This window comes from Hylemonella sp. W303a (assembly GCF_046452315.1).
GTDB lineage: Bacteria > Pseudomonadota > Gammaproteobacteria > Burkholderiales > Burkholderiaceae_C > Hylemonella.
Genome location: NZ_JBKFDG010000002.1, coordinates 178,234 through 202,628, shown reverse-complemented (window position 1 = coordinate 202,628; position 24,395 = coordinate 178,234). Strand labels below are relative to the sequence as shown.

Annotated in this window: 22 protein-coding genes; 6 read left to right on the top strand and 16 right to left on the bottom strand. The window is 65.5% G+C overall.

All coding sequences use genetic code 11. The features are described 5' to 3' along the window. Positions 1-17: 17 nt before the first annotated feature. Genes ACLBKS_RS04570 through mfd form a run of 4 tightly spaced genes read right to left on the bottom strand, consistent with a single transcriptional unit; the run spans position 18 to position 5,315 of the window. Entirely contained in the window at positions 18-368 is a 351-nt protein-coding gene (locus ACLBKS_RS04570) for an Mpo1-like protein (protein ID WP_410191615.1), read from the bottom strand. Between the two features lie 41 nt (positions 369-409). Further along, positions 410-1,150, bottom strand: a complete 741-nt coding sequence (gene serB / locus ACLBKS_RS04565; protein WP_410191614.1) for a phosphoserine phosphatase SerB — start codon at positions 1,148-1,150, stop codon at positions 410-412. A gap of 21 nt (positions 1,151-1,171) precedes the next feature. Further along, positions 1,172-1,783 (bottom strand): hypothetical protein, encoded by a 612-nt coding sequence (locus ACLBKS_RS04560; protein WP_410191613.1) that lies wholly within the window; start codon positions 1,781-1,783, stop codon positions 1,172-1,174. A gap of 7 nt (positions 1,784-1,790) precedes the next feature. Further along, the gene (gene mfd / locus ACLBKS_RS04555) at positions 1,791-5,315 is read right to left on the bottom strand and encodes a transcription-repair coupling factor (protein ID WP_410191612.1); all 3,525 of its coding nucleotides are present in this window, start codon (positions 5,313-5,315) and stop codon (positions 1,791-1,793) included. Between the two features lie 149 nt (positions 5,316-5,464). On the opposite strand from mfd, the gene ispD reads away from it, so the two are divergent. Both ispD and ispF read left to right on the top strand, forming a co-directional pair. Further along, positions 5,465-6,190 (top strand): 2-C-methyl-D-erythritol 4-phosphate cytidylyltransferase, encoded by a 726-nt coding sequence (gene ispD / locus ACLBKS_RS04550; protein ID WP_410191611.1) that lies wholly within the window; start codon positions 5,465-5,467, stop codon positions 6,188-6,190. Then, on the top strand, positions 6,187-6,672 hold the full coding sequence (gene ispF, locus ACLBKS_RS04545) for a 2-C-methyl-D-erythritol 2,4-cyclodiphosphate synthase (RefSeq protein WP_410191610.1): 486 nt from the start codon (positions 6,187-6,189) through the stop codon (positions 6,670-6,672). Before ispD ends, ispF begins: the two co-directional genes overlap by 4 nt. Before the next feature lie 69 nt (positions 6,673-6,741). Here ispF and ACLBKS_RS04540 read toward each other — a convergent pair whose 3' ends face one another. The 3 genes from ACLBKS_RS04540 to ACLBKS_RS04530 form a co-directional block, all read right to left on the bottom strand. Continuing rightward, positions 6,742-8,028 carry an ATP-binding protein gene (locus ACLBKS_RS04540; protein WP_410191609.1) on the bottom strand — a complete coding sequence of 429 codons (1,287 nt, stop codon included), beginning with the start codon at positions 8,026-8,028 and terminating at the stop codon, positions 6,742-6,744. 40 nt (positions 8,029-8,068) lie between these two features. Next, positions 8,069-8,803 carry a two-component system response regulator OmpR gene (gene ompR / locus ACLBKS_RS04535; RefSeq protein ID WP_006298009.1) on the bottom strand — a complete coding sequence of 245 codons (735 nt, stop codon included), beginning with the start codon at positions 8,801-8,803 and terminating at the stop codon, positions 8,069-8,071. Positions 8,804-8,988: 185 nt separating this feature from the next. Beyond that, a complete protein-coding gene (locus ACLBKS_RS04530) occupies positions 8,989-9,771 on the bottom strand; it encodes a 3-hydroxybutyrate dehydrogenase (protein WP_410191608.1) in 783 nt (260 codons plus the stop codon). 92 nt (positions 9,772-9,863) lie between these two features. On the opposite strand from ACLBKS_RS04530, the gene ACLBKS_RS04525 reads away from it, so the two are divergent. Continuing rightward, entirely contained in the window at positions 9,864-10,811 is a 948-nt protein-coding gene (locus tag ACLBKS_RS04525) for an alpha/beta fold hydrolase (protein ID WP_410191607.1), read from the top strand. Positions 10,812-10,823: 12 nt separating this feature from the next. After that, complete coding sequence (locus ACLBKS_RS04520; protein ID WP_410191606.1) at positions 10,824-13,142, top strand: RelA/SpoT family protein; 2,319 nt, start codon at positions 10,824-10,826, stop codon at positions 13,140-13,142. Positions 13,143-13,177: 35 nt separating this feature from the next. On the opposite strand, the gene ACLBKS_RS04515 is transcribed toward ACLBKS_RS04520, so the two are convergent. From ACLBKS_RS04515 to ACLBKS_RS04480, 8 genes are all read right to left on the bottom strand, one after another. Next, positions 13,178-13,852: an amino acid ABC transporter permease gene (locus ACLBKS_RS04515; RefSeq protein WP_410191605.1), complete on the bottom strand. Its 675-nt coding sequence runs from the start codon at positions 13,850-13,852 to the stop codon at positions 13,178-13,180. A 2-nt stretch (positions 13,853-13,854) separates the two neighbouring features. Beyond that, a complete protein-coding gene (locus ACLBKS_RS04510; protein ID WP_410191604.1) occupies positions 13,855-14,535 on the bottom strand; it encodes an amino acid ABC transporter permease in 681 nt (226 codons plus the stop codon). Further along, positions 14,532-15,287 (bottom strand): amino acid ABC transporter ATP-binding protein, encoded by a 756-nt coding sequence (locus ACLBKS_RS04505; protein ID WP_410191603.1) that lies wholly within the window; start codon positions 15,285-15,287, stop codon positions 14,532-14,534. Before ACLBKS_RS04505 ends, ACLBKS_RS04510 begins: the two co-directional genes overlap by 4 nt. Positions 15,288-15,346: 59 nt before the next feature. Then, positions 15,347-16,207 (bottom strand): transporter substrate-binding domain-containing protein, encoded by an 861-nt coding sequence (locus ACLBKS_RS04500; protein ID WP_410191602.1) that lies wholly within the window; start codon positions 16,205-16,207, stop codon positions 15,347-15,349. Between the two features lie 57 nt (positions 16,208-16,264). After that, positions 16,265-17,731, bottom strand: coding sequence for a dihydropyrimidinase (gene hydA / locus ACLBKS_RS04495; RefSeq protein ID WP_410191601.1), 1,467 nt, complete (start codon positions 17,729-17,731; stop codon positions 16,265-16,267). A gap of 13 nt (positions 17,732-17,744) precedes the next feature. After that, on the bottom strand, positions 17,745-18,524 hold the full coding sequence (locus ACLBKS_RS04490; RefSeq protein ID WP_410191600.1) for an SDR family oxidoreductase: 780 nt from the start codon (positions 18,522-18,524) through the stop codon (positions 17,745-17,747). Between the two features lie 10 nt (positions 18,525-18,534). Further along, positions 18,535-19,473 (bottom strand): dihydrodipicolinate synthase family protein, encoded by a 939-nt coding sequence (locus tag ACLBKS_RS04485; RefSeq protein ID WP_410191599.1) that lies wholly within the window; start codon positions 19,471-19,473, stop codon positions 18,535-18,537. A gap of 97 nt (positions 19,474-19,570) precedes the next feature. Then, positions 19,571-20,500, bottom strand: coding sequence for a LysR family transcriptional regulator (locus ACLBKS_RS04480; RefSeq protein ID WP_410191598.1), 930 nt, complete (start codon positions 20,498-20,500; stop codon positions 19,571-19,573). 133 nt (positions 20,501-20,633) lie between these two features. On the opposite strand from ACLBKS_RS04480, the gene ACLBKS_RS04475 reads away from it, so the two are divergent. Both ACLBKS_RS04475 and ACLBKS_RS04470 read left to right on the top strand, forming a co-directional pair. Further along, positions 20,634-21,293, top strand: coding sequence for an aspartate/glutamate racemase family protein (locus tag ACLBKS_RS04475; RefSeq protein ID WP_410191597.1), 660 nt, complete (start codon positions 20,634-20,636; stop codon positions 21,291-21,293). A 42-nt stretch (positions 21,294-21,335) separates the two neighbouring features. Further along, complete coding sequence (locus tag ACLBKS_RS04470) at positions 21,336-22,784, top strand: FAD-binding oxidoreductase (protein WP_410191596.1); 1,449 nt, start codon at positions 21,336-21,338, stop codon at positions 22,782-22,784. Positions 22,785-22,840: 56 nt separating this feature from the next. Here the strand turns inward: ACLBKS_RS04470 and ACLBKS_RS04465 are convergent, their stop codons facing one another. Next, a complete protein-coding gene (locus ACLBKS_RS04465; RefSeq protein WP_410191595.1) occupies positions 22,841-24,334 on the bottom strand; it encodes a helicase HerA-like domain-containing protein in 1,494 nt (497 codons plus the stop codon). Positions 24,335-24,395: the final 61 nt, after the last annotated feature.

Here is a 24,395-nt window from a genome sequence, read left to right as displayed (position 1 = left end):
GCCCACACGCGAAAGGTTCAAGAGGCCTTGCGCAAGGCCTGGAGCCACCCGCCGCTCAGCACATAGCGCGGAAAAGTCACCCACTGCTCCAGCAGGATGCGCCCAAGCGCATTCAAGGGGCTCGAGAACGGCACGGAGGGATGGGCTTCCTTGCCGTGTCCGATGCCTTGCACCCCAAACGCCAGCAATGACCCGACGAGCGCTGCCAGCGCCTGCGGCCAACGACCTGTCAGGACCGCAAGAATCAGCAGCACATTGCCAGTCAGGAAAGCCGGCACCGCCACGATGTGGATCAAGAGGTTGAGACGCGAGGCGTGGTACTTCGTGTAGTCTTGCCACTGCCAGCGCAGAAGTTCAGCAGGTTTCATCAAACAGCTCCGGGTTGAGGTGATCGCATTCAAGTAAGGGATCAGAGCAAGGCTGAAGGCAGCACGACTTCGAGCAGGCGGTCCAGTCCACCCGACTGAATCGCGACCATCGCTTGTTCACGCACCTTGGGTTTGGCGTGGTACGCCACCGAGAGTCCGCCCGCTTCCGCGCACGCGGCCATCATGGGGAGGTCATTGGCGCCGTCGCCCATGGCGATGGCCTGCCACGGCGAAATACCGAGTTGGGCGCAGGTCTGCAGCAGGGTGCGGCGCTTCTCCGCGCCGTCGCAGATGTCGCCCCAGGCTTGGTCCACCAGGCCGCCGGTGAGTTTGCCATCGCGAATCTCCAGTTCGTTCGAGCGCGTGTAGTCGATGCCAAGCAATTCCCGCACATGCTCAGCGAAATAAGTGAAGCCACCAGACACCAGCAACACTTTGAGTCCGGCCAGCTTGCAGGCACGGACCAGCTCGGCTGCGCCCGGGTTCAGGCGAAGGCGGTCGCGCTTGACTGCTTCGAGGTCCGCCAAGGTCACGCCTTGAAGCAGAGCCACGCGGCGGCGCAGGCTGTCTTTGAAGTCGGTGATCTCGCCGCGCATCGCGGCCTCGGTGATGGCCGCGACCTGGGCTTTGCGGCCCACGGCGTCGGCGATCTCGTCCACGCACTCGATGTTGATCAGCGTGGAGTCCATGTCGAAGGCGATGAGTTTGAAGTCCGTGAGCTTGAGCGGTGGAGTGAAGTTCTGAATCAGAAGGCCAGCGGAGATTTCGTGGGGGGTGCTCATTGGCAATATCGATATGCAGTGTCAGAACCTGAGGATCAAGCCAAAGCTGGAGGAGATAGGCTTCTCATAGTACTGGCGGTTGTTGGTTTGGTCTTTTGCATAAACAGCCGGAAGATCCGGACTTGATTTGAGTGCCAGATAGAGTCCTAGGCCCACAAATCGGGAATATGGAAACAACGAGAACTCCAAACCAAGAAACGATGCAGATGCCGTGTTGGTCTTGCTGCGAAGTCCGAATTTCGTCGAATTCAGAGATGCATAAGAGATCCCATAGCCGTAACCAAAGTAATAGCGCGATCGACCTTGGTTGATGATCAAGGCGTAGCCCAGAGTGGTCGCACCATAAGGCATGGAATCTCCACCGACTCTGGCGCGGCCGATGTCTTGCCCGACCCATGGACCATGCAAGAGCAGGGGGTTCTCGGCATCTAAGCGCTGACTGAAAAAAATGTCCGTTCCGATACCCTGATAAGAGTAGGAGTAACAGTCGGCAACGACGTTGCAGCTTGTCGAGGTCCTTCTGGGTGCTTCACCGTTGCCATCAAAGTAGCTGAGCGTCATCGTGCTCAACTCAAATGCTTGAGCGCTGATGAGCATGGACAAACTCAGCACGATGGTCGTGACTATTTTCATCATGTTGTCATGTCGCAATTTTCTCCCTCACGGGCTCGCCCAATGAGCGCAGCACATCACGCACCAGGTGCGCGCGCGCCTTGGCGTCCGGCAGCTCACGCTCGATGCGCAGTTTTTCGTTGCCGACCAGCTTGATGTGCTTGTTCTTGCGCACCAGCTCGATCACCTTCATCGCGTCCACGGGCGCGTCCGCCCGGAAGGTGATGTTGATCAACTGGGGCGTTGCATCCACCTTGACCACGCCATAGGGTTGGCTGATGACGCGCAGGCGATGCACGTCGATCAGTGTCTGCGCTTGCGCGGGCAGTTTGCCGAAGCGGTCGACCAGCTCTTCCAGCAAGGCGTCGATCTGCTCTGTCTTTTTCGCCGTGGCGAGTTTCTTGTAGAAGGACAAGCGCATGTGCACGTCGCCGCAATAGTCGTCGGGCAGCAAGGCAGGCGCATGCAGATTGATGTCGGTGGCGGCGCTCATCGGCGCCAGCAGGTCGGGCTCCTTGCCTTCCTTGAGGCTGCGCACGGCCTCGCCGAGCATCTCGTTGTAGAGCTGGAAACCCACTTCCAGCATGTTGCCGCTCTGATTCTCACCGAGCACTTCACCCGCGCCGCGGATTTCGAGGTCGTGCATCGCAAGGTAGAAGCCGCTGCCCAACTCTTCCATGGCCTGGATGGCGTCCAGACGCTGCGAGGCCTGCTTGGTCAGGCTTTCCTTGTCCGGCACCATCAGGTAGGCATAGGCTTGGTGATGGCTGCGGCCCACGCGACCACGCAATTGGTGCAACTGCGCCAGACCGAACTTGTCGGCGCGGCTGATCACGATGGTGTTGGCCGAGGGCACGTCGATGCCGGTCTCGATGATGGTCGAGCACAACAGCAGATTGGTGCGCTGGGCCACGAAGTCACGCATCACGGCTTCGAGCTGGCGCTCGGGCATTTGGCCGTGTGCGACGCCGATGCGGGCCTCGGGCAGCAGTTCCTCCAGCCGTGCGCGGCGGTTCTCAATGGTCTCGACTTCGTTGTGCAGGAAGTACACCTGGCCACCGCGCTTCAACTCACGCAGCACAGCCTCGCGGATCACGCCTTTGTCCTCGTTGCGCACGAAGGTCTTGATGGCCAAGCGCCTCTGCGGCGCGGTGGCGATCACGCTGAGATCGCGCAGGCCTTCGAGCGCCATACCCAAGGTGCGCGGAATCGGCGTGGCGGTCAGCGTGAGCACATCCACCTCGGCGCGCAGCGCTTTGACGGCTTCCTTGTGGCGCACGCCGAAACGGTGCTCCTCGTCGATGATGAGCAGGCCCAGGTCTTTGAACTTCGTTTCTGCGCTCAGCAGTTTGTGCGTGCCGACCACGATGTCCACGCTGCCGTCGGCCACGCCCTTGAGCGCGGCGCTGATCTCCTTGGCCGAGCGGAATCGGCTCATCTCCGCTACCTTGACCGGCCATTTGGAGAAACGGTCCACCAGGGTCTGGTAGTGCTGCTCGGCCAGCAGCGTGGTGGGCGCGAGGAAGGCCACCTGTCGCCCCCCGGTGACGGCCACGAAAGCGGCGCGCAGGGCGACCTCGGTTTTGCCGAAGCCCACGTCGCCGCAGACCAGGCGGTCCATCGGTTGCGGGCTGATCATGTCTTGGATCACCGCGTGGATCGCGGCTTTCTGGTCGGCGGTTTCTTCGAAGCCGAAGTCATTGGCGAACTGCTCATAGTCGCGCGGCGAGAAGCGGAAGGCATGGCCTTCGCGCGCAGCTCGGCGGGCGTAGATGTTCAACAGCTCAGCCGCCGCGTCGCGGATCTGCTGCGCCGCCTTGCGCTTGGCTTTCTCCCACTGGCCGCTGCCCAGTTTGTGCAGCGGGGCTTCGTCCGCGCTGACGCCGGTGTAGCGGCTGATCAGCTGTAGCTGACTGACCGGCACGTAGAGCACCGCCTGGTCGGCGTACTCCAGATGCAGGAACTCCTGTGGCGCGGGGGAGCCATCGGGGTTCTTGGCGCCCACGTCCATGTTGACCAGGCCGCGGTAGCGGCCGATGCCATGGCTGGCATGCACCACGGGGTCGCCCACATTGAGCTCGGACAGGTCCTTGATCAGCGATTCGACGTCGCTGACCTGTTCCTGCTTCTTGCGGCGGCGAGCGCCCGAGCTGGTCGCGAACAGCTCCGTCTCGGTGACGAAGTCCAGTGCTTCCTGCGTCCAGGCAAAGCCCTGCTGCAGCGCGGCGGTCGCGATACCCAGGCGTTCCTCGCTGGCGCGGAATTCCTCCAGGGAGTCGAAAGCGGGCGGAACCACGCTGCTGGCGCGCAGGAAATCCAGCAAGCTTTCGCGCCGTCCCTCGCTTTCGGCCAGCAGCAGCACGCGGTGCTGGGTGTTGCGCAGGTGTTCCTTGAGCTTGAGCAGGGGGTCGTCGGTGCCGCGCGCGGCGGTCACCTCGGGCAGGCGGTCGAACTCGGCGAAGTCCGGCGCCTCCTGGCCGCTGCTGGCAGCTTTCAGCGCGAGCTGAGCGTGGGCGTTGGCCAGGGTGAAGAACTGCTCCGCATTGAGGAACAGGTGCTCGGGCGGCATGGGCGGACGCTCGGGCTCGCCTTGGGCCAGGCGGTAGCGGTCTTGGGTGTCGGTCCAGAAACGCCGCAGGGCGGGTTCGATGTCGCCATGCAGCACCAGCGTGGCACTCTGTTGGCGTCCACCGTTCAGGTAATCGAAGACGGTGGCCGTCTCTTCGAAGAACAGTGGCAGGTAGTATTCAATCCCAGCGGTCGCCACGCCATTGCCCATGTCCTTGTAGAGCCGGCTCTTGGTCGGGTCGCCCTCCAGCAGTTCGCGCCAGCGGCGGCGGAACAGCGCGCGCGAGCCCTCGTCCATCGGGAACTCGCGCCCCGGCAGTAGGCGCACCTCGGGCACGGGGTAGAGGCTGCGCTGGCTGTCGGGGTCGAAGGTGCGGATGCTGTCCACTTCGTTGTCGAACAGGTCCACGCGGTAAGGCACGGCCGAGCCCATGGGGAAGAGGTCAATCAGTCCGCCACGCACGGCGTATTCACCGGGGCTGACCACCTGGGTGACATGGTTGTAGCCGGCCAGTGTGAGCTGGCTGCGCAGGGCCGCTTCGTCCAGCTTCTGCTTGACCTTGAACTCGAACGTGGTGGCTGCCAGAAAGCTTGGGGGCGCCAGTCGGTACAGCGCGGTCGTGGCCGGCATCAACACCAAGTCGATGGCGTCTTCCGGCTTCACCGAGCCCGTGCTGCTCTGGCCCGTGTTGTAGAGGCGCCAGAGCGTGGCCAGGCGTTCGCTGATCAGGTCCTGGTGCGGGGAGAAGCTGTCGTAGGGCAGGGTTTCCCAGTCGGGAAAAACCGCGCAGCGCAGGGAAGGCGAGAAGAAGGCGATCTCGTCGATCAGGCGTTGCGTGTCGGTCGCGTCGGCGCAAACGATGGCCAGCAAACGCCCAGCCTCTTTTTCCCTTTGAGCCAGTCGGGCCAGCAGCAGGGCATCGGCGGAGCCGGGCGGGCGGGGCAAGGTGTGTCTCTTGCCGGTTTGAAGCTTGGGGAGTTCCATCGGGTGCAGAAAACGCGAAAACCCCCTGCGTCGGGTACAGGGGGTATGGCGGGATTTTAGTGGGTCGGCGTTACGCCCGCCTGGAACCGCTTGGGCTGCGTCGCGTCAGCTGGCAGGGGCGAGCGCATGGGAAAATGGTTCCCCATTCCATGACAGATCTTTTGCCTCAGTTCCATGTCCTGATCCCCTGCGCTGGCACCGGCAGCCGTGCTGGGGGGGCCGTTCCCAAGCAATACCAGGCCGTCGCAGGCCAGGCGCTGGTCTTGCACACGCTGGCGGCGTTTGCGGCCGTAGCGGCTTCGCAGCCCGCGTTGCGGCAGCTGCTGGTGGTGGTGGCGGCTGGGGACACCTTTCTCAGTTCCACGCCCGCCTGGTCCGTGGTGCCTGTCGGGGGAGCGACCCGTGCCGACACCGTGGCCCGCGGCCTGCTGGAGTTGCGCGCCCGGGGCGCGCGGGACGATGACTGGGTGCTGGTGCACGACGCTGCCCGCTGTTTGATCACCCCCGCGCAGATCGAGGCCTTGATGGCCGCTTGCGCTGAAGACCCCGTGGGGGGCTTGCTTGCCTTGCCGCTGCCCGACACCCTCAAGCAGGCGGGTGCGGACCGCGCCTACGCCAGGGTCCAAGCCACTCTCGACCGCACCGACAAATGGCTGGCCCAGACGCCCCAGATGTTCCGCTTGGGGCTCTTGGCTCAGGCCTTGGACCAGGCGGCGCAAGTCGGTACCGTCGTGACCGACGAGGCCAGTGCCATCGAGGCCCAAGGCCTCGCGCCGCGCCTGGTGCCCGGCAGCGCGCAGAATTTCAAAGTGACCTATCCCGAGGATTTCGCATTGGCCGAGGCCGTGCTGCAAGCGAGAAAGAAGAGCGCATGAGCATTCCAGACATGAGAATCGGAGAGGGCTGGGACGTGCACCAGCTGGTCGATGGGCGCCCCCTGATCCTGGGCGGCATCCAGGTGCCGTATGCCAAAGGCTTGTTAGGGCACTCCGACGCGGACGCCTTGCTGCACGCCATCACCGACGCGTTGTTCGGCGCGGCGGGCCTGGGTGACATCGGCCGCCATTTTCCCGACACCGAGCCCCGCTTCAAGGGCGCGGACTCTGGCGTGCTGCTGGCCGAGGCCTGCGCGCGGGTGCGGGCCCAGGGCTGGCGCGTCGCCAACGTGGACAGCACCATCGTTGCCCAGGCGCCCAAGATGGCGCCACACATCCCCGCCATGCGCACTCGCATCGCCGCATTGCTTGGTCTGGACGAAGCTCAGGTCAATGTGAAAGCCAAGACGGCCGAGAAACTCGGGCCCGTGGGCGAGGGCCTGAGCATCGAGGCGCGGGCCGTGGTGCTGCTGCTGCGCTGAAGCCATTCAACGTCCTGCACTCGCGCGCTCGGCGGTGCACTTGGCCGGTCCAAGGCGGATGTGCGGGCGCTATTTCGCTTGCCGCAGCTCGATGCGGGTGCTGAAGCCCCCCAAGCTGCTGTTGCCCACGCCGAAGCGTCCGCCCATGCGGCGCAGGGTCTTGTCCACGATGGCCAGGCCCAGCCCCGCGCCCGTGGCGGCCGTGCGCGCGGTGTCGCCCCGGTAGAAGGGCTTGGTCAAGTTGGGCAGGTGCTCGGGCGCCACGCCGGGGCCATGGTCGCGCAGGCGCAGCTGCACCCAGGGCTCGCGCGCGCGCACGCCGATGTCCAGCGTGGTGATGCCGGTTTCTGGCGTCTTGCCATAGCGGCGCGCGTTCTCCACCAGGTTGGAGATGACGCGGCCCAGTTCCACCGCGTCGGCCATGACCCACAGGTCCGCTGGCAAATCGATGTTGAAGCGCATGTCCTCGCGGGGCTCGAAGGCGTAGAGGCAACTGCGGATCACCTCGTTCAAGTTGACGCGCTCCAACCGAACATGGTCAGGCCGCGCGTAGTCCATGAATTTGTCGATGATGGCGTCCAGTTGCTCCAGGTCGGCCACCATGTGCGCGCGCGCGTCCGCGTCGTCCACGCTCATCTCGGTCTCCAGGCGCAGCCGCGACAGCGGTGTCCGCAGGTCATGGCTGATGCCCGCGAGCATCACCGCGCGGTCCTGGTCCAACTTGGCCAAGCGCTGGGCCATGCGGTTGAATCCGATATTGACTTGCCGGATCTCGGCGGTTGGCACCCGTTCGTCCAAGCGGCTGGCCTCGAAATCGCCCTCGCGGATGCGGCTGGTGGCGAAGGAGAGCTGCTTGAAGGGTTGGTTGATCAAGTGCGCGACGAAGGCCACGCCCGCCAGCGACAGCAGCACGCCCACCACCAGCCAAAGCAGCCAGACGCCCTGACGTGTTTCACTTTCGAGCAGGTTGAGTGTTTCCAACCAGGTCAGCGTGCTTGCGCCGAGAAGGAGACTGATCAGACCAAAGGTGCGCCAGAACAAACTGAATCCACTCGCTGGGAAAAATGGCACGTCGACGGCCGCGGCATCATCAAGGTCCGCAGTGCCGTGCCCGGGCACAGGCTGCTGCGAACGGGACGGTGGCTCGCGAGGTCGTTCGGGGACCGCGTGGGGCCGCGTGAAGTCAGGCGGAATCTCGGTCTTCTCGCTGGGTTTGCCCGCATTGTCTTCCTTCAGCCAGGCCAGCCAGCGCGCCGTGGTCGGGTCGGCCGAGACCAGGGGAACGCCCAACTCGGCGGCCCGACGCATCGCTTCGTCGGAATCCGGCCCATCGCCTGGATCGTGATTCAGAGCCATCTCCCGGACAGGTCAGCGGCAGGGCGCGCAATGACGGGCGTCAATGCGCGCCGTCCGGCACGAAGACGTAACCCACGCCCCAGACGGTCTGGATGTAGCGCGGGGACGCTGGATCCAGCTCGATGAGCTTGCGCAGGCGCGAGACCTGCACGTCCAGGCTGCGGTCAAATGGCTCGAATTCACGTCCGCGCGCCTGCTGGGCGAGCTTCTCGCGTGACATGGGCTGACGCGGGTGACGCACCAAGGCCTTGAGCATCGCGAATTCCCCCGTGGTCAGCGGCAGCTCCTCGCCGTCCTTGCGCAGGGTGCGCGCGCTGAGGTCAAACACGTACGGGCCAAAGGCCACGACCTCCTGCTCGCTGGAGGGCGCTCCCGGCGCTTCCGGCGCGGGGCGGCGGCGCAACACGGCATTGATGCGGGCCAGCAACTCGCGGGGGTTGAAGGGTTTGCCCAGGTAGTCGTCCGCGCCGACCTCCAGGCCGACGATGCGATCCACGTCTTCCACCTTGGCGGTCAGCATGATGATGGGCGTGCGATCGTTCGCGGCGCGCAGGCGACGGCAGATGGACAGCCCGTCCTCGCCAGGCATCATCAGGTCGAGCACGATGAGGTCCACGGATTCACGCAGCAGGATGCGCGTGAGCGCTTTGCCATCCTCGGCCAGAAAGACCTCGAATCCCTCCTGGGTCAGGTAGCGGCGCAGCAGGTCACGGATGCGGGCGTCGTCGTCAACGACCAGGATCTTGTCGGTACGGCTGTTGGATGGGGTCGTCATGGCACTGACAGAAAAGTTGTAATTCGTTGAAATGACCGAAATGGGAAAAACCGCACGGTTATGGGCGGGATTGTGCCGCTGACCGCTTGCCTACAGCCAGCGAGCGACCTCCCCTTTGCAGAATGTTACAAACGGTTAGGGTCCCGGGTATCGCTCGCGTCGAGCAGGTGTATTGCGCTGGGGTTTTATTGGGCAGCCCAGCCGCCATCCATGTTCCAGGCCACGCCCCGCACATTGTCGGCGGCGGGGGAGCAGAAGAACACCGCCAGAGCACCCAGTTCCTCGGGGGTGGTGAACTGCAGGGAGGGCTCTTTTTCGCCGAGTAGGAGCTTGGTCGCCTCCGCGTTGCTGAGATTGAGGGCTTGGGCTTTCGCGTCTACCTGCTTCTGAACCAGGGGGGTGAGCACCCAGCCTGGACAGATCGCGTTACAGGTCACACCAGTGGTTGCGTTTTCCAACGCGGTGACCTTGGTCAAGCCCACGAGCCCGTGCTTGGCTGCGACGTAGGCGGATTTCTCGGCGGAGGCGACCAAACCGTGCACCGAGGCCACGTTGATGATGCGGCCCCAGCCCTTGCCCGCGTCGGCTGCCAGCATCGCAGGCAGGGCCAGGCGCGTGGCATGGAAGGCGGAACTGAGGTTGATGGCGATCACCGCGTCCCAACGCTCCGGCGGGAAATGCTCGACCCGCGCCACATGCTGGATGCCGGCGTTGTTGACCAAGATGTCAACACGGCCAAAGCGCTGCGCCGCGAATGCCATCATCGCCTCGATCTCGGCGGGAAGGCTCATGTCCGCGCCGTGGTAGTCCACTTCAACACCCAGAGCTTCGATTTCACGTTTCGGTCCTTGCGCATCGCCGAAACCATTCAGAACGATGTTCGCGCCTTGTTGCGCCAGGGCCTTGGCAATGCCCAGTCCGATCCCGCTGGTCGATCCCGTGACGAGGGCGGTTTTGCCTTTCAGCATTTTTGTCTCCATTCCGCTGGGGGGTAAATCGATGAATTAGGATGATGCCATGCGCGGCACCCCGAACCGCGCGTCCCCGCAAACCGCGCATCATGACCGAACCCAAGCTCAACCATGTCTCCTGTCCCGGTGCGGCCGTGGGCGGCCACGACGGAACCCACCGCATGGCGTACTGGCAATGGGGGCGGGACGATGCGCCCCACGTGCTGCTCTGCGTCCATGGCCTGTCGCGTCAGGGACGCGATTTCGACGTGCTGGCCCGGGCTCTGCTGAATTCAGCGGGTGGGGATTCCAGTGGTCTGCGCATCGTTTGTCCAGACGTCGTGGGTCGTGGGCGCAGCGACTGGCTGGCCGATCCCATGGGCTACCAGATCCCTCTGTACGCGACGGACATGGCCGTCTTGCTGGGGACGTTGAAGCCGGTCACTCTGGATTGGCTGGGCACCAGCATGGGCGGCCTGATCGGTTTGGCTCTGCTGGGGCAGGCCGCATTGCAACCCGGTGCGCTGCCGGTGCCCATCCCGATTCGCAAGCTGGTGCTCAACGACGTCGGCCCGGTCATCGCTTGGGCTGCGCTGCAGCGCATTGGCACCTACCTGGGTGCCCCCTTGCGGTTCGATACCTTGGAGCAGGCTGCCGAGGCACTGCGACTGATTTCGACCGGCTTTGGACCTCACACGCGAGAGCAATGGTTAGACCTGACCCGTCCCATGCTCAAGCCCGCGCCACAGCAAGCGGGCAAGGGTGCAGGTTATGTGCTGCATTACGACCCAGCGATTGCCGCTCCCTACCGGCAGATGACGCCCGAGACCGCAGCCGCGGGCGAGGCCTTGCTTTGGCAAATGTACGACGCCATCAAAGCCGACACCTTGCTGCTGCGCGGGCGAGATTCGGACCTGCTGTCCGCTGAAACCGCCCGGGCCATGACCCAGCGCGGCCCGCGGGCGCGGGTGCTCGAGTTCGCGGGCGTGGGACATGCGCCGACCTTGGTCGCCAATGACCAAGTGAGCGCGGTGCGAGACTTCCTGCTGGGTTCCTGATGGCGGGGCAGCATGAAAAGTCAGACCGCTGAACGAGCGGCGGAGCGTGCCGAATCCGCGGCCGCGCTGATCACCGTCGCCACCGACGCCGCTGCGGCCAGCGCCTCCACGCCTTCGCCAGCGGGCGCGGCCATCGCGCGCGCGCGCGCGTTCGCCGAGCCACTGTTGGCTGGCGAAACCCTGGAGACCGGTGAAAACACCTTGGCCCATGCCGATGCGGTCGCGTCCATTTTGCGGACCATCGGGGGGGCGGAGACCATGCAGGCCGCGACCTACTTGGTCTATGCCAGTGCCTACCTGAACAAGCCGCGCGAGGTCATCGCGCAGGCCTTTGGAGAGAGTTACGCCGCGCTGGCGGTGGAGACCACGCAGCTGGTCTTGGTGCAACGGCAGGCGCGCGCCAAGGCGCAGCGCGAGTTGCTTGAGAAATCGGGCGCTGAAGGTACTGTCATGGATCTGGGAGCCGTCCAGATCGAGAACGTGCGCAAGATGCTGCTGGCTTTCTCGCGCGACTTGCGCGTGGTGCTCTTGCGTCTTGCCTCCCGTCTGCAAACCTTGCGCTGGTTCGCGGCCAGCAAACGGCCTTTGCCGCCCGGATTGGCGGCGGAGTCGCTGCATGTCTTCGCGCCCCTGGCCAACCGACTCGGCATCTGGGAGATCAAGTGGGAGATGGAAGACCTGGCCTTCCGCTTCCTGGAGCCCGACACTTACAAACACATCGCCCGCTTGCTCGACGAGAAACGGATCGAGCGAGAGGCGTACATGGCGCAACTGCGCGACGGCATCGAGCGCGAGCTGCGCGCCCAGGGCATGGAGGCTCAGGTCCAGGGCCGCCCCAAGCACATCTACAGCATCATCCGAAAGATGCGCGGCAAGTCACTGGACTTCGACCGCATTTACGACGTGCGAGCGCTGCGGGTGGTGGTGCCCGACGTGCCGGCGTGCTATGCGGCTCTGAGTTGGGTGCACAGCCACTACACGCCCGTGGTCGAGGAGTTTGACGACTACATCGCCCGGCCCAAGCCCAATGGCTACCAGTCGCTGCACACGGTGGTGCGCGATGCCGAGGGTCGTGCCATCGAGATCCAGATTCGCACCCAGGCCATGCACGAGCACGCGGAGCTGGGCGTGGCCGCTCACTGGGCCTACAAGGAGGCGGGGGCCAAGGGCTACGGCGGCGGCGTGACCGCCGACAGCGCGTACGACGCCAAAATCGCGGTGCTGCGCCAACTGCTGGCCTGGGAGCAGGACTTGTCCAGCGGCAAAGACGAGGGCGCGGCGGGCCTCGCGCGCGGAGAGGCCGGCGCCGTGCTGGACGACCGCATCTATGTGCTCACCCCGCAGGCGACCATCGTGGACTTGCCGCAGGGTGCCACGCCAGTGGACTTCGCCTACAGCGTCCACACCGACTTGGGTCACCACTGTCGCGGCGCGCGCGTTGACGGCGCGATGGTGCCACTCAACACGTCGCTGAAGAACGGCCAGACCGTCGAGATCGTCGCCGTGAAGGAAGGTGGGCCGTCGCGCGACTGGCTCAACCCCGAATTGGGTTACATGGTCAGCCCACGCGCGCGCGCCAAGGTGCGCGCCTGGTTCAACGCCCAGGCCGCTCAGGAGACCATCGCACGGGGACGCGAGGCGGTGGAAAAAATCCTGCAGCGCGAGGGCAAGACGGCCATCAAGTTGGACGACCTGGCCGCGCAGCTCGGTTTCACGAACGCGCAGGCCTTGTTCGAGGTGGTCGGCAAGGACGAGCTGTCGCTGCGCAGCATCGAGGCCGTGCTGCGTCCGACCGACCCTGTTCCAGCGGTCGAAGCCGACGACGCCGTGCAGTCCATGCTGCGCCGCCCACGCAGCGAGGGGACGGGCAAGGGCGGGGTGCTGGTGGTCGGCGTGGATTCCCTGCTGACCCAACTCGCCAAATGCTGCAAGCCCGCGCCGCCCGATGCCATACGCGGTTTCGTGACCCGAGGCAAGGGTGTCAGCGTGCACCGGGCCGACTGCGCCAGCTTGCAGGCCCTGATCAGCACGCATGGCGAGCGGGTGATTGATGTGGAGTGGGGGCTGCCCAAGAGCGGGGGTGAGGGCAAGCACAGCCCGGTGTATCCCGTGGACGTGCACATCGAAGCCGCCGACCGTCAAGGGTTGCTGCGCGACGTCAGCGAAGTCTTCGTCAAGGAAAAGATCAACGTCATCGGCGCCCAGACCCAGACCGTGCAGGGCGTGGCCCGAATGACGCTGACCGTGGAAGTGGCCAGCACCGGCCGACTGGCCAAGGTGCTGGCGACGGTGGCGGCGTTGCCGGGGGTGTGGAAGGCGAAGCGGCGCTAGCGGAAGGCGGAGGGCTTGAGCCGCGAGCGGCCGGATCAACGGCCGCGCAGTCGGTTGTGTTCCAGCCGGGCCATCCAACGCGTCAGCGGCCACAACAACGCGAGGTACATGAGCGCCGCCAGCACGACGGGCGAGGGGTTGTAGACCAGCGATTGCGCGTCGCGCGCGGCGCGCAGCAGCTCGGGCAGCCCCACTACGCTGGCGATCGTGGTGAGCTTCACCACTTCGATGCTGTTGCTGACCAGATCAGGCAGCACATTCTTCATGGCCTGTGGCACGACCACGTGGCGCAGCGCCTGCATCCGTGTAAGACCGGTGGAACGGGCGGCTTCCATCTGGCCGGGGGGCACCGCTTCGAGACCTGCCCGGAACACCTCCGCGTAATAGGCCGCGTTGTTCAGCAGAAAGCCCAGCAGCACGGCGCCGAGTTTGGGGATTTCCCAGCCGAGGAAGGGCAAGCCAAAGTACACGAACACCAGCAACACCAGCGGAGGGAAGGCTCGGAAGAAGTCAATGAAGGCCACAGCCGCCCAGCGGGGGCCTCGGCGTGTGCTTTGGTTCAGCACCAGTGCGAGGCCCAGTCCGCCCGCCGCACCCAATGGGATCACCAGTGCCGACAACCAGACCGTGGTCCACAGACCTTGCAGCAGGTAAGGAAACACCTGGCCGTAGATCGGCAGATTGAAGAAGTTTTGCAGCAGCGCGTCCATGTTCAGTGGCTCTTTCCGCGACGTTCGATCCACCGCGCGAGCGCCACCACCGGCAGGAACACCACCAAGTAAGCAAGCGCGCCCAATGTCAGGGGCGTTGGATTGCCCGAGGTGCTGCTGGCGGCCTGGGCCTGATTCAGGATTTCGCTGAGCGCAACCACCGAGCCCAGCGCGGTGTTCTTGGTGATGGAGATCACGCGGTTGGTCAATGGCGGCACGGCACGCCGCAGGGCCTGTGGCAGCACCACCCAGCGCATGGCTTGCCACCAGCGCAGTCCGGTCGAGCGAGCGGCGTCCATCTGGCCTTCGGGCAGCGAGACCATGCCGGCCCAGATGCTCTCTTCAGCGTACGCCGCGAGCACCAGCGACAGCGCCAGCCAGGTGGTGGCGAAGGCCGAGAGGGGAAGACCGAGCGAAGGAAAGCCGAAATACACCACGATGAGGAGGATCAGAGGCGGCAGAGATCGCATCACATCGGCGTAAGCCACCACCAGCAGGCTCAGCGCGCGCCAGTGCAAGGCGCGCAGCACGGCCAGCCCCAGGCCCAGTAGCAAGCCGGTCAGCACCACCGCCAGGCCCACGGCGACGGTGACGCCCAGGCCATGCAGGATTTGCAGCCAGTAGCGCGCGGCCACCTCCGGGTTCAGGAAGGTGAAGACCAAGCCGGTGTGGGTCTCGCTCACGACGCACGGGCCTCCGCGTAACGGCCGACGAAGCTCCGAGTGCGGGCCTCGCGGGGGCGTTCGAACACGTCCGCCGCGCTGCCTTCTTCGACCACCACGCCGCCGTCCATGAACACCACGCGGTCGGCCGCCGCGTGGGCAAACGCCATCTCGTGCGTCACCACCAGCATGGTCATGCCGCCCTCGCGCAGCTGGCGCATGACCTTCAGCACGTCCTCCACCAGTTCTGGGTCCAAGGCGCTGGTTGGCTCGTCGAAGAGGATCAGCCGGGGCTGAAGCGCCACCGAGCGGGCGATGCCCACCCGCTGTTGCTGGCCACCCGACAGTTGCGCCGGGTAGGCGTCGGCCTTGTGACCCAGGCCGACGCGTTCCAACGCCGACAGCGCCGCGTCGCGTGCCTCTGCCTTGGTGTGTCCTTGCACCACTCGCAGGGCCAAGGCCACATTGTCCAGCGCGCTGAGGTGCGGATAGAGGTTGAAGGCCTGGAACACCATGCCGATCTGTTGGCGCACGGCGTTGATGTCGACATCGGCGCGTGTGATGTCGCGGCCATCGAAGATCACCTGCCCTCCGCTGGCCTCCTCCAGGCGGTTGCAGCAGCGCAGCATGGAGCTCTTGCCCGAACCTGAGGGGCCGATCACGCACACAAGTTCCCCGGGGCGCACCCGCAGGTCCACACCGCGCAACACGTCGTGGGTGCCGTAGGACTTTCGCAGTCCGACGAGTTCAAGCAGGGGCGGGGGTGTGGGCATGGCGGCGGTGCGGGATTAGGCAGCGAGCGCAGGGGTGTGTTGGTGTCGTGGCCGTCAGCTCAGACGCATTTCGGCGTGACAGGCGTCGGGTCGTAGCCGCCCATGCCGGGCACGCCGGTGCCGGGCGCGATCTTCACAGCGGCGTCTTCGCTTCCCGGGGTGTAGCCGAACCACTTGAGGGCCAGCTTGGCGATGGTGCCGTCCTGCTTCATGCACTTGAGGGCGTTGGACGCAGCGGCGCGACCGGCGGCGTCGTCAAGACGGAATGGCAGGGCCCAAACCAGGCCTGTCTTGATGGTGTATCCGGTCTGCAACGCGGGGTTCTGCTTGGCGGCCCAGGCCACCACGGTGGTACCGGCCAGGTTGTAGTCAGCCCGCGTCGCCAGCACGGCTTGCACGGCGTCCGCGTTGCTGCCGTAGACGTCGAACTTGAAGTCGTACTTCGCGGCGTTGTCGCGAGCCCAGCCCTCGTAGTTCGAGCCTTTGTTGACGGCGATGGTCTTGCCCTTGAGGTCCTCCAACTTCGTCAGCGTGCTGCCCTTGCGGCCGAGGAAGGAGTAGTCCGTGTCGAGGTAACCCTCGGTGAACAGCATGGCCTTGGCGCGCTCGGGCGTCACGGTCACGGGCGCCAGCAGGAAGTCGTAGCGCTTGCTGTTGAGACCGGGTACCAGACCCGAGAACTCGGTGGCTTCGATCTCGATCTTGCGACCCAGGCGCTTGGCCAGTTCCTCGCCGAGGTCGATGTTGAAGCCTTGTGAGCCGCCGCCCAGCTTGGCCATGGCGTGCGGGGCAAAGGTCGCGTCCACGGCGGTGCGCAATGGGCCGGTCTGGGCCAGGGCGGCACCCGCGCAGAACAGGGCGGTCGCGGTGGCGAGGGCCAGCGCGCGCAGCGAAACAGTGATGAGGGGACGGCGTTGCATGTGAATCACTCCTGGTGGACGGGTTGAACGAAAGAGGTGGCTTGGAAACGATGAGCGTCAGGCCTTGTGGCCCAGGCCAACAAGCGCGCTGAAAGCACCGCGTCCCGGGTCACGCCGTGTCCCGGTGTGCACGGCGCTGGATGGACCCCGCGCAACGAACTGGCCACTGCCGCGCGCTGCCAGTAGTCGGCCTTCGCGCACCACGGCGCGTCCGCGGCTGTAAACCTCGGTGGGCCAGCCAGTGATGCGGCGGCCTTCATAAGGGGTGTAGCCCACGTTATCGTGGAGCATCTCGGCCTTGACTTCGACCACGCGCGTGGGGTCCCACAGCGCGATGTCAGCGTCGGCACCCACGGCAATGGCGCCCTTGCGTGGAGCCAGGCCGTAGAGGCGGGCATGGTTGGTGGCGGTCAGCGCGACGAATTGCTCGATGCGCATGCGGCCGGTCATCACACCCTCGGAAAACAGCAGCGGCAGGCGCAGCTCGATGCCCGGCACGCCATTGGCCATTTCCTTGAAGGTTGTGGCCTCGCCTTTGGGCAGTTTGCCCGATGCATCGAAGCGGTATGGGGCGTGGTCCGACGAGTAGACCCCAAGCGTGCCGTCGAGCAGGCCGCTCCAGACGGCCTCCTGCGAGGCTGCATCGCGCGGTGGCGGACTGCAGCAGAACTTGGCGCCTTCCATTCCGGGCCGGTCGCTGTCGTCCGCTTCGAGGAACAGGTACTGCGGGCAACTCTCGGCCAGCACAGAGGCGCCCAGTTGCTGGGCGGCGCGGATCAAGGCCACTGTTTCCTGGCCGGCCACGTGGACGATCAGCACCGGCACATTCACCAACCGCGACAGCGCGATGGCGCGGTGCGTGGCCTCCGTCTCGGCCAGCGCGTCGTGCGCGACTGCATGGAACTTGGGCGCGGTGTGGCCCCGCTCCAGCAGGCGGTGCGCGATCCAGCGGATCATGTCGTGGTTTTCGGCGTGCAGCATCACCAACGCGCCTAGTTCGCCAGCGGTGGCGAGCACCTCCAGCAGCTGATAGTCGTCGAGCTTGAGCTTGTCGTAGGTCATGTAGACCTTCAGCGAGCTGATGCCTTCATGCACGGCCTGCGGCAAATGCACGCGCAGCGCGGTCTCGTCGGGGTTGGTGAGGATCAGGTGAAAGCCATAGTCGATCACGGCCTTCTCGGCGGCCAGGCGGTGGTAGTCCGCCAGCACGGCCGGAATCTGATCGTTGCGGTGTTGCGCCGCGAAGGACAGGATGGTCGTTGTGCCGCCGAACGCGGCCGACACGGTGCCGCTGTAGAAATCGTCCGCGCACATCACCCCCATGCCCGACAGTTGCTCGATGTGGCAGTGGCTGTCGATCCCGCCGGGCAGCACCCAGCGACCGCTGGCATCCACGTCCTCGCGGCCAGCCGGCAGACCCGGCGCCAGCGCTGCGATGCGACCGTCGCGGATGCCGATGTCGGCCTCGAAGCTGCCGTCCGCGTTGCAGACGCGGCCGTGGCGGATGGTGAGGTCAAAGTCCATGGAGGGGCTGGCCTTAGAACGTGCCGGGGTAGTGACCGCCATCGAGCAGCAGGTTCTGCCCGGTGATGAACCCGGCTTGCGCGCTGCACAGGTAGGCGCAGGCGTCGCCAAACTCCGCCGGGTCGCCCAAGCGGCGCGCCGGGTTGGCCGCGCCCCGTTCGGCGATCACGGCCTCGATGGTCTTGCCGCTCTTGGCGGCCCACTGCGCGGCGGTTTCCTTCAGGCGATCGGTTTCGAAGGGGCCGGGCAGCAGGTTGTTGATGGTGACGTTGTGGGCCACGGTGACGCGTGACAATCCGGCCACGAAGCCGGTCAAGCCGCTGCGTGCGCCGTTGGACAGGCCCAGGATGTCGATCGGCGCTTTCACCGCGCCCGAAGTGATGTTGACGATCCGTCCGAAGCGCCGCGCGATCATCGTGTCCACCGTGGCCTTGATCAGCGCGATCGGCGTGAGCATGTTGGCGTCGAGCGCCGCGATCCAAGCGTCACGGTCCCAGTCGCGGAAGTCGCCCGGCTTGGGGCCGCCGGCATTGGTGACCAGGATGTCGGGTTCGGGGCAGGCCTTCAGCACGGCTGCGCGGCCTGTTTCGGTGGTCACGTCGGCGGCGACGGTGCTGACTTGCGCACCCGTGCTGCGGCGAATGAAGTCTGCCGTGGTTTGCAGAGCGTCCTCGCCACGGGCCACCAAGGTCAGGCGCACGCCTTCGCGGGCCAGGGAGAGGGCACAGGCGCGGCCCAGCCCTTTGCTGGAGGCGCACACCAAGGCGCTGCGTCCGGAAATGCCAAGGTCCATCTCAATGTCCTCAGGCGATGGCGTAGGGGCCGCGCTGGTCCAGCGACAGTCCGACGCGTCGAACGGTGGCTTCCAGCTCGCGCGCCGTGACCGGATCCATCCGCATGCCTGGTGAGCGGATGGCGTCGCAGGCGATCACGCCCCGACGCATGTAAGTGGTCTTGCGCAGGGCCAAGCCGACCTTGGGCTGGAATTCGTAGCGGATCAGTGGGCAGTAGCGGTCGAAGGTGGCGGCTGCGGCGGCGAGGTCGCCCGCGGCGTGGTGTGCGTAGATGCGCACCAGGATTTCGGGGAAAGCGAAACCGGTCATGGTGCCGACGGCGCCGCGTTGCAATTCCTCGAGGAAATAGACGCCTCCCAAGCCGCCGAACACCTTCATGCTGCCCTGGGCCAATTCGAGGATGCGCGAGATTTTTTGGCCGACCGGCGGTTCTTCCATCTTGATCATGCCCACGCCGCCTTCGCGGCCCAGGCGCGCCACCAGATCGGCGCTGATTTCGGTGCCGAAGGAGTCGGGGAAATCATGGATGACCACCGGGATGCGCACGGATTGCGCCACCGTCCGGTAGTAGTCGAACTGCACCGCGTCGGCCGTGGTGTCCAAAGGGGCGACGAACACGGCCTGAGCACCCAGGCGCTCGGCCTCGCGGGCCTGCTCTACCGCACCCGCGATGCCCAGCGCGCGCACGCCGACCCACACGGGTACACGGCTTTTCACTTGCGCGACGAATGCGCGGATCACCTGGCCGCGTTCATCCTGCGACAGCTTGTGTGATTCACCCAGGAAACCCAGGATGGCCAAGCCATGCACCCCGGCCTCGATTTGGAAGTCCACCAGCGAAGCGATGCTGGCAAGGTCCAGGGCGCCGTCGGCCGCGAACGGCGTGGGGCAAATGGTGTACACGCCCCGGGCGTTGGCAAGAGAAGCGAGAGCGGTTGAAGCAGTCATGGACAAGTGCACGTAGGGCAGTGAAGTTGGCGGCGATTATGGAAAGCTGGGTCGCGCCGTGTCGCGTGCTTTTTTGACGGCAATCGTTAACATGGTGTTAAGTCAAGGTGGACGCTGCGGGCTCCGTCGACTCAAACCCCTCGCTGTGCATCAGCTCACGCAACACGCTCACGAAGGTCTGGGCGATCTGAGACAGCGGCTCGAAACGCGAGTGCACCAGATTGGCGTGCAGTGCCGGTGCCTCCTGCAAGGGGCGCACCACCAGTTGGCTGGCCGGCCAGCTGCGCACTGAAAACTCGTCGACCAGCGCGATGCCGGCGCCAGCCTGTACCAAGGCGCAGGCGTTTTGTGGCGAGCCGACTTCGATGGCGGTGCGGTAGCCTTGACCACGGGCCTCGAACCAGCCCGTGACCAGCACGCCGAAGGGCGAGCCACGGTCGTAGGCAACCAGCGGAAAGGCCAGCAGGTCATCCGCACCCAGGATCGCGCGGCGTGACAGCGGATGGTTGTAGGGGCAGATGCAGACCAGTCGAGCGCTCCCCAGTGGCGTGGTGTCCAGGTTGGGGTGCTCGACGGGCAGGATGGTCACGCCCAGGTCGGCCTGGTGGTTCAGCAGTCGCTCCACCAGGGGCGCGTAGCCCAGAAACTGAAAGCCCAATTTCACTTGCGGGTGACTGTGCCGGAAGGTGGCCATGGCTTGGGGGATCACCATCTGTCCCACACTGGGGCTGGACACCACGTTCAGGATGCCCTCGCGGTGTTCACCCAGCTCGCGCGCCAATTCGTTGACGCGCAACACCCCCGCATAGACCTGCTCGACCTCGCGGAACAGCTTCTTGGCCTCGGGCGTCGCATAGAGCCTGCCCTTGATCCGCTCGAACAGCGCGAAACCGACCCTCGACTCGGTGTGCGACAGCAGGCGGCTGACGGCGGGCTGCGACACGAACAGCAATTGAGAGGCGCCGCTGATGGATCCGGTGATCATGACGGCGCGGAACACCTCGATCTGGCGCAGGTTCATGGACATGGCGGGGGGCGAAGGGTGGCTTCGCATAACAAAGAGTTAACAGTAGCCCACAACAAAGCAAGGCTCATGCCGCTCGGGCGCACTTAGACTGCCCAGGACCGGCGCAAGGCCTGCCCGGCGATCTGGACCTGCTATGCCGAACCCCATCTACGTCATCAATCCCAACAGCGACACGGGCGTGACCGCTGGGCTCGACGCAGCCGTCGCGCCCCTGCGCTTGGCGGGGGGACCACCCATCGAATGCGTGACCCTGGCCGACGGGCCGCCCGGCGTTCAGACCCAGCTCGACGTGGATACGGCCGCGTTGTCGGTGCATCGCTTTGCACTGGCTCATCAGGGTCGCGCCAGTGCCTTCGTGATCGCCTGTTTCAGCGACCCGGGCTTGCAACTCCTGCGTGAGGCCGTGCGCGTGCCCGTGCTCGGCATCAGCGAGAGCGCGGTGCTCACCGCCTTGACCCTGGGCCAGACCTTCGGCGTGATCGCCATCCTGCCGGGCTCGATTCCACGTCACCTGCGCAGTTGGAGCGCCATAGGCGTGGCTGGGCGTTGTGCTGGCGAGGTGGCGATCGGCCGCAGCGTGTCGGCCTTGGCCGATCGGCCCGCGACGCTGCAGGCCATGTGCGAGGCTGGCCGCCGCCTGCGAGACGAACGGGGCGCGCAGGTGCTGGTGATGGGCTGCGCCGGCATGGCGCCGTTCCGTGAGCCGGTGCAGCAGGCCACGGGCCTTCCGGTGGTTGAGCCGACGCAGGCTGCCACCGCGATGGCGCTGGGCCGAGTCCAACTCGGCTGGTGACAGCGTCTCGCCGACACCGCAATTCTTTTCTTACCCGCCAAGATGACACTGAACGCCGAAAGCTTCGCTGGTGCGGCCGCCGCCGCCCACCCCGAGTTGTTGCAACGCCTGCACGCGGCTGTGGGTGACGCTGGCCTGGTGCTCGACCCCGAGGCCCAGGCACCCTACCTGCGTGACTGGCTCGGCAAGTGGCAGGGACGCACGCCGGTGGTGGTCCGTCCCCGCGACACCGCGCAAACCGCCGCGGTCATGGCCATCTGTCACGAGACGCATACCCCTGTGGTGACTCAGGGCGGCAACACCGGCATGAGCGGTGGCGCTACCCCCGATGCCAGCGGAGCGCAGCTGGTGTTGAGCACCGCGCGCATGAACGCCATCCGGGAAGTTGATCCGATGAACAACAGCCTGACCGTGGAGGCCGGAGTACTGCTGGCCCAGGTCCACGCGGCGGCTGCAGAGGTGGGGCGCTTCTTTCCCTTGAGCCTGGGGTCCGAGGGCAGTTGCACCATCGGCGGCAACCTGGCCACCAATGCCGGTGGCATCGCCGTGCTGCGTTACGGCAATATGCGTGACTTGGTGCTGGGTGTCGAGGCCGTCTTGCCCGACGGCCGCGTCTGGAACGGCCTGCGCGCGCTGCGCAAGGACAACACCGGCTACGACCTGCGCCATCTTTTCATCGGTTCCGAAGGCACGCTGGGCGTGATCACCGCCGCCGTGCTCAAGCTCTACCCGCAGCCCATCGCCCGAGCCACGGCCTGGATTGGGGCCGACAGCATTGACGCGCTGGTCGCTTTGCAGGCGCACTTGCGCTCCTACTGTGGGGAGCGGTTGGTCGCGTTCGAGATGATGTCGCAGGCGTCGCTGGCGCTGGTGTTGGAGCATGTCACGGCCACGCGCGCGCCCCTGCAAGGCGCGCATGCCTTCCACGCCTTGGTCGAATTGGCCGATGCCCGCGCCGACGGCCTGCTGGATTTGCTGGAGCAAAGCCTGGGCGCTGCGTTGGAAGCGGGATGGGCGCAGGATGTGGCGATCTGCGCGAGCACGGCCCAGGCCAGTGCGCTTTGGAAGCTGCGCGAGGGCATCTCCCAGGCCCAGGTCAGAGCGGGTAAGGCGGTGAAACACGACATTGCCTTGCCCATTTCGGCCATTGCCGGGTTCGTGGCCGACGCTGATGCCGCTCTGCGCGCGCTTCTGCCCGGCGTGCGCATCGTCAACTTCGGCCATCTGGGCGACGGCAATTTGCACTACAACGTGCTGCTGCCACTGGACACACCTCATGCAGAGTACACCGCACGCACCGCGTCCCTGAACCGCGTGGTGCACGATCGCGTGCACGCGCTGGGCGGCAGCATCAGCGCCGAGCACGGCATCGGTCAACTGCGCCGCGAAGAATTGCCGCGCTACAAATCAGCGTTGGAGTTCGAATTGATGATGCGCATCAAGCAAGCCCTGGATCCGAACCAGATCATGAACCCAGGGAAGCTGCTCTAGGTCTCCTGGCGACTTGCCAGCCCAGTTCGGGGGGCGCCGAGGGTATCTGATGGCATTCAGCGCCTGCCCAGGATGCCGCCCAGCACGCCCCGAATGATCTGACGCCCGACCTCGCGGCCGATGGTACTGGCCGCGCTCTTGATGAATTGCTCGCCCACGCTCGCACGGGTGCGCTTCGGGCCACCGCCGAGCAGATCACCCAAGCCGCCCAGCAATCCGCCGTCGTCTTTTTGTTGGGTCTGGGCTTGCTGGACCTGCTGCGACTGTTTTTCCTGCGTGCGCAGGGTCAGCTTCTCGAAAGCCGAATCGCGGTCCTGCGCTTTTTCATAGACGCCTGCCACCAAGGAGCCGGACATCAATGTCTGTCGTTGCGCGGGCGTGGCAGGGCCGATCTGGCTGCCCGGTGGCAGCACCCAGGCCCGCTCGGTCATCCCAGGTCGACCCTTGTCGTCCAAGAAACTGATCAGGGCCTCGCCCACGCCCAACTCGGTGATGGCGCGCGCCATGTCTCCCAACGCGGGGTTGGGGCGCATCGTGTCGGCCGCCGTTTTGACGGCTTTCTGGTCGCGCGGGGTGTAAGCGCGCAGCGCGTGCTGTACGCGATTGCCCAACTGGCCCAGCACTGTGTCCGGGATGTCCAGAGGGTTCTGCGTCACGAAATACACCCCCACGCCCTTGCTACGCACCAGGCGCACGACGAGCTCGATGCGCTCCAGCAGCGCCTTGGGCGCGTCGCTGAAAAGCAGGTGGGCTTCGTCGAAGAAGAAAACGAGCTTGGGTTTGTCGAGGTCGCCGACTTCGGGCAGTTGCTCGAACAGCTCCGAGAGCAGCCAGAGCAGGAAAGCCGCGTAGAGGCGGGGCGCGGTCATCAGCTTGTCCGCCGCGAGGATGTTCACGACGCCACGTCCCGAGACGGTCTGCATGAAGTCGGCGATGTCCAGCATGGGTTCGCCAAAGAATTTTTCGCCACCCTGTGCTTCGATCTGCAGCAGGCCGCGCTGGATGGCCCCGATGCTGGCGGCGCTGACGTTGCCGTACTGGGTTTTGAACTGCGCTGCGTTCTCGCCGACGAACTGACACATCGCGCGCAGGTCCTTCAGGTCGAGGAGCAGCAGTCCCTGGTCGTCGGCGATCTTGAAGACCAGTTGCAGCACGCCTTCCTGGGTCTCGTTCAGGTCCAGCATGCGGGCCAGCAGCACGGGGCCGAGGTCGCTGACCGTGGCACGCACGGGGTGGCCCTGTTCACCGAAGACGTCCCAGAGCGTGGTGGGGCAGGCCGCAGGTGGTGGGGCCTGCAGGCCACGCTCCTGCAGCACCGCAGCCAGCTTGTCGGGGATGCTGCCGGGCTGCGACAAGCCGCTCAAGTCACCTTTGACGTCGGCCATGAAGACCGGCACACCAATGCGTGAAAAGCCTTCGGCCAGGGTTTGCAAGGTGACCGTCTTGCCGGTGCCGGTGGCGCCGGTGATCAGACCGTGGCGGTTGGCCTTGTCAGGCCGCAGCAGGCATTGGATGTCGCCGCGTTGCGCGATCAGCAGGGGGGAGGTCATGTTGAGGCCAGGGAATACAATCGCAAACTTTTCCTAGCCTACCAAAAAACCCGAGGACCCC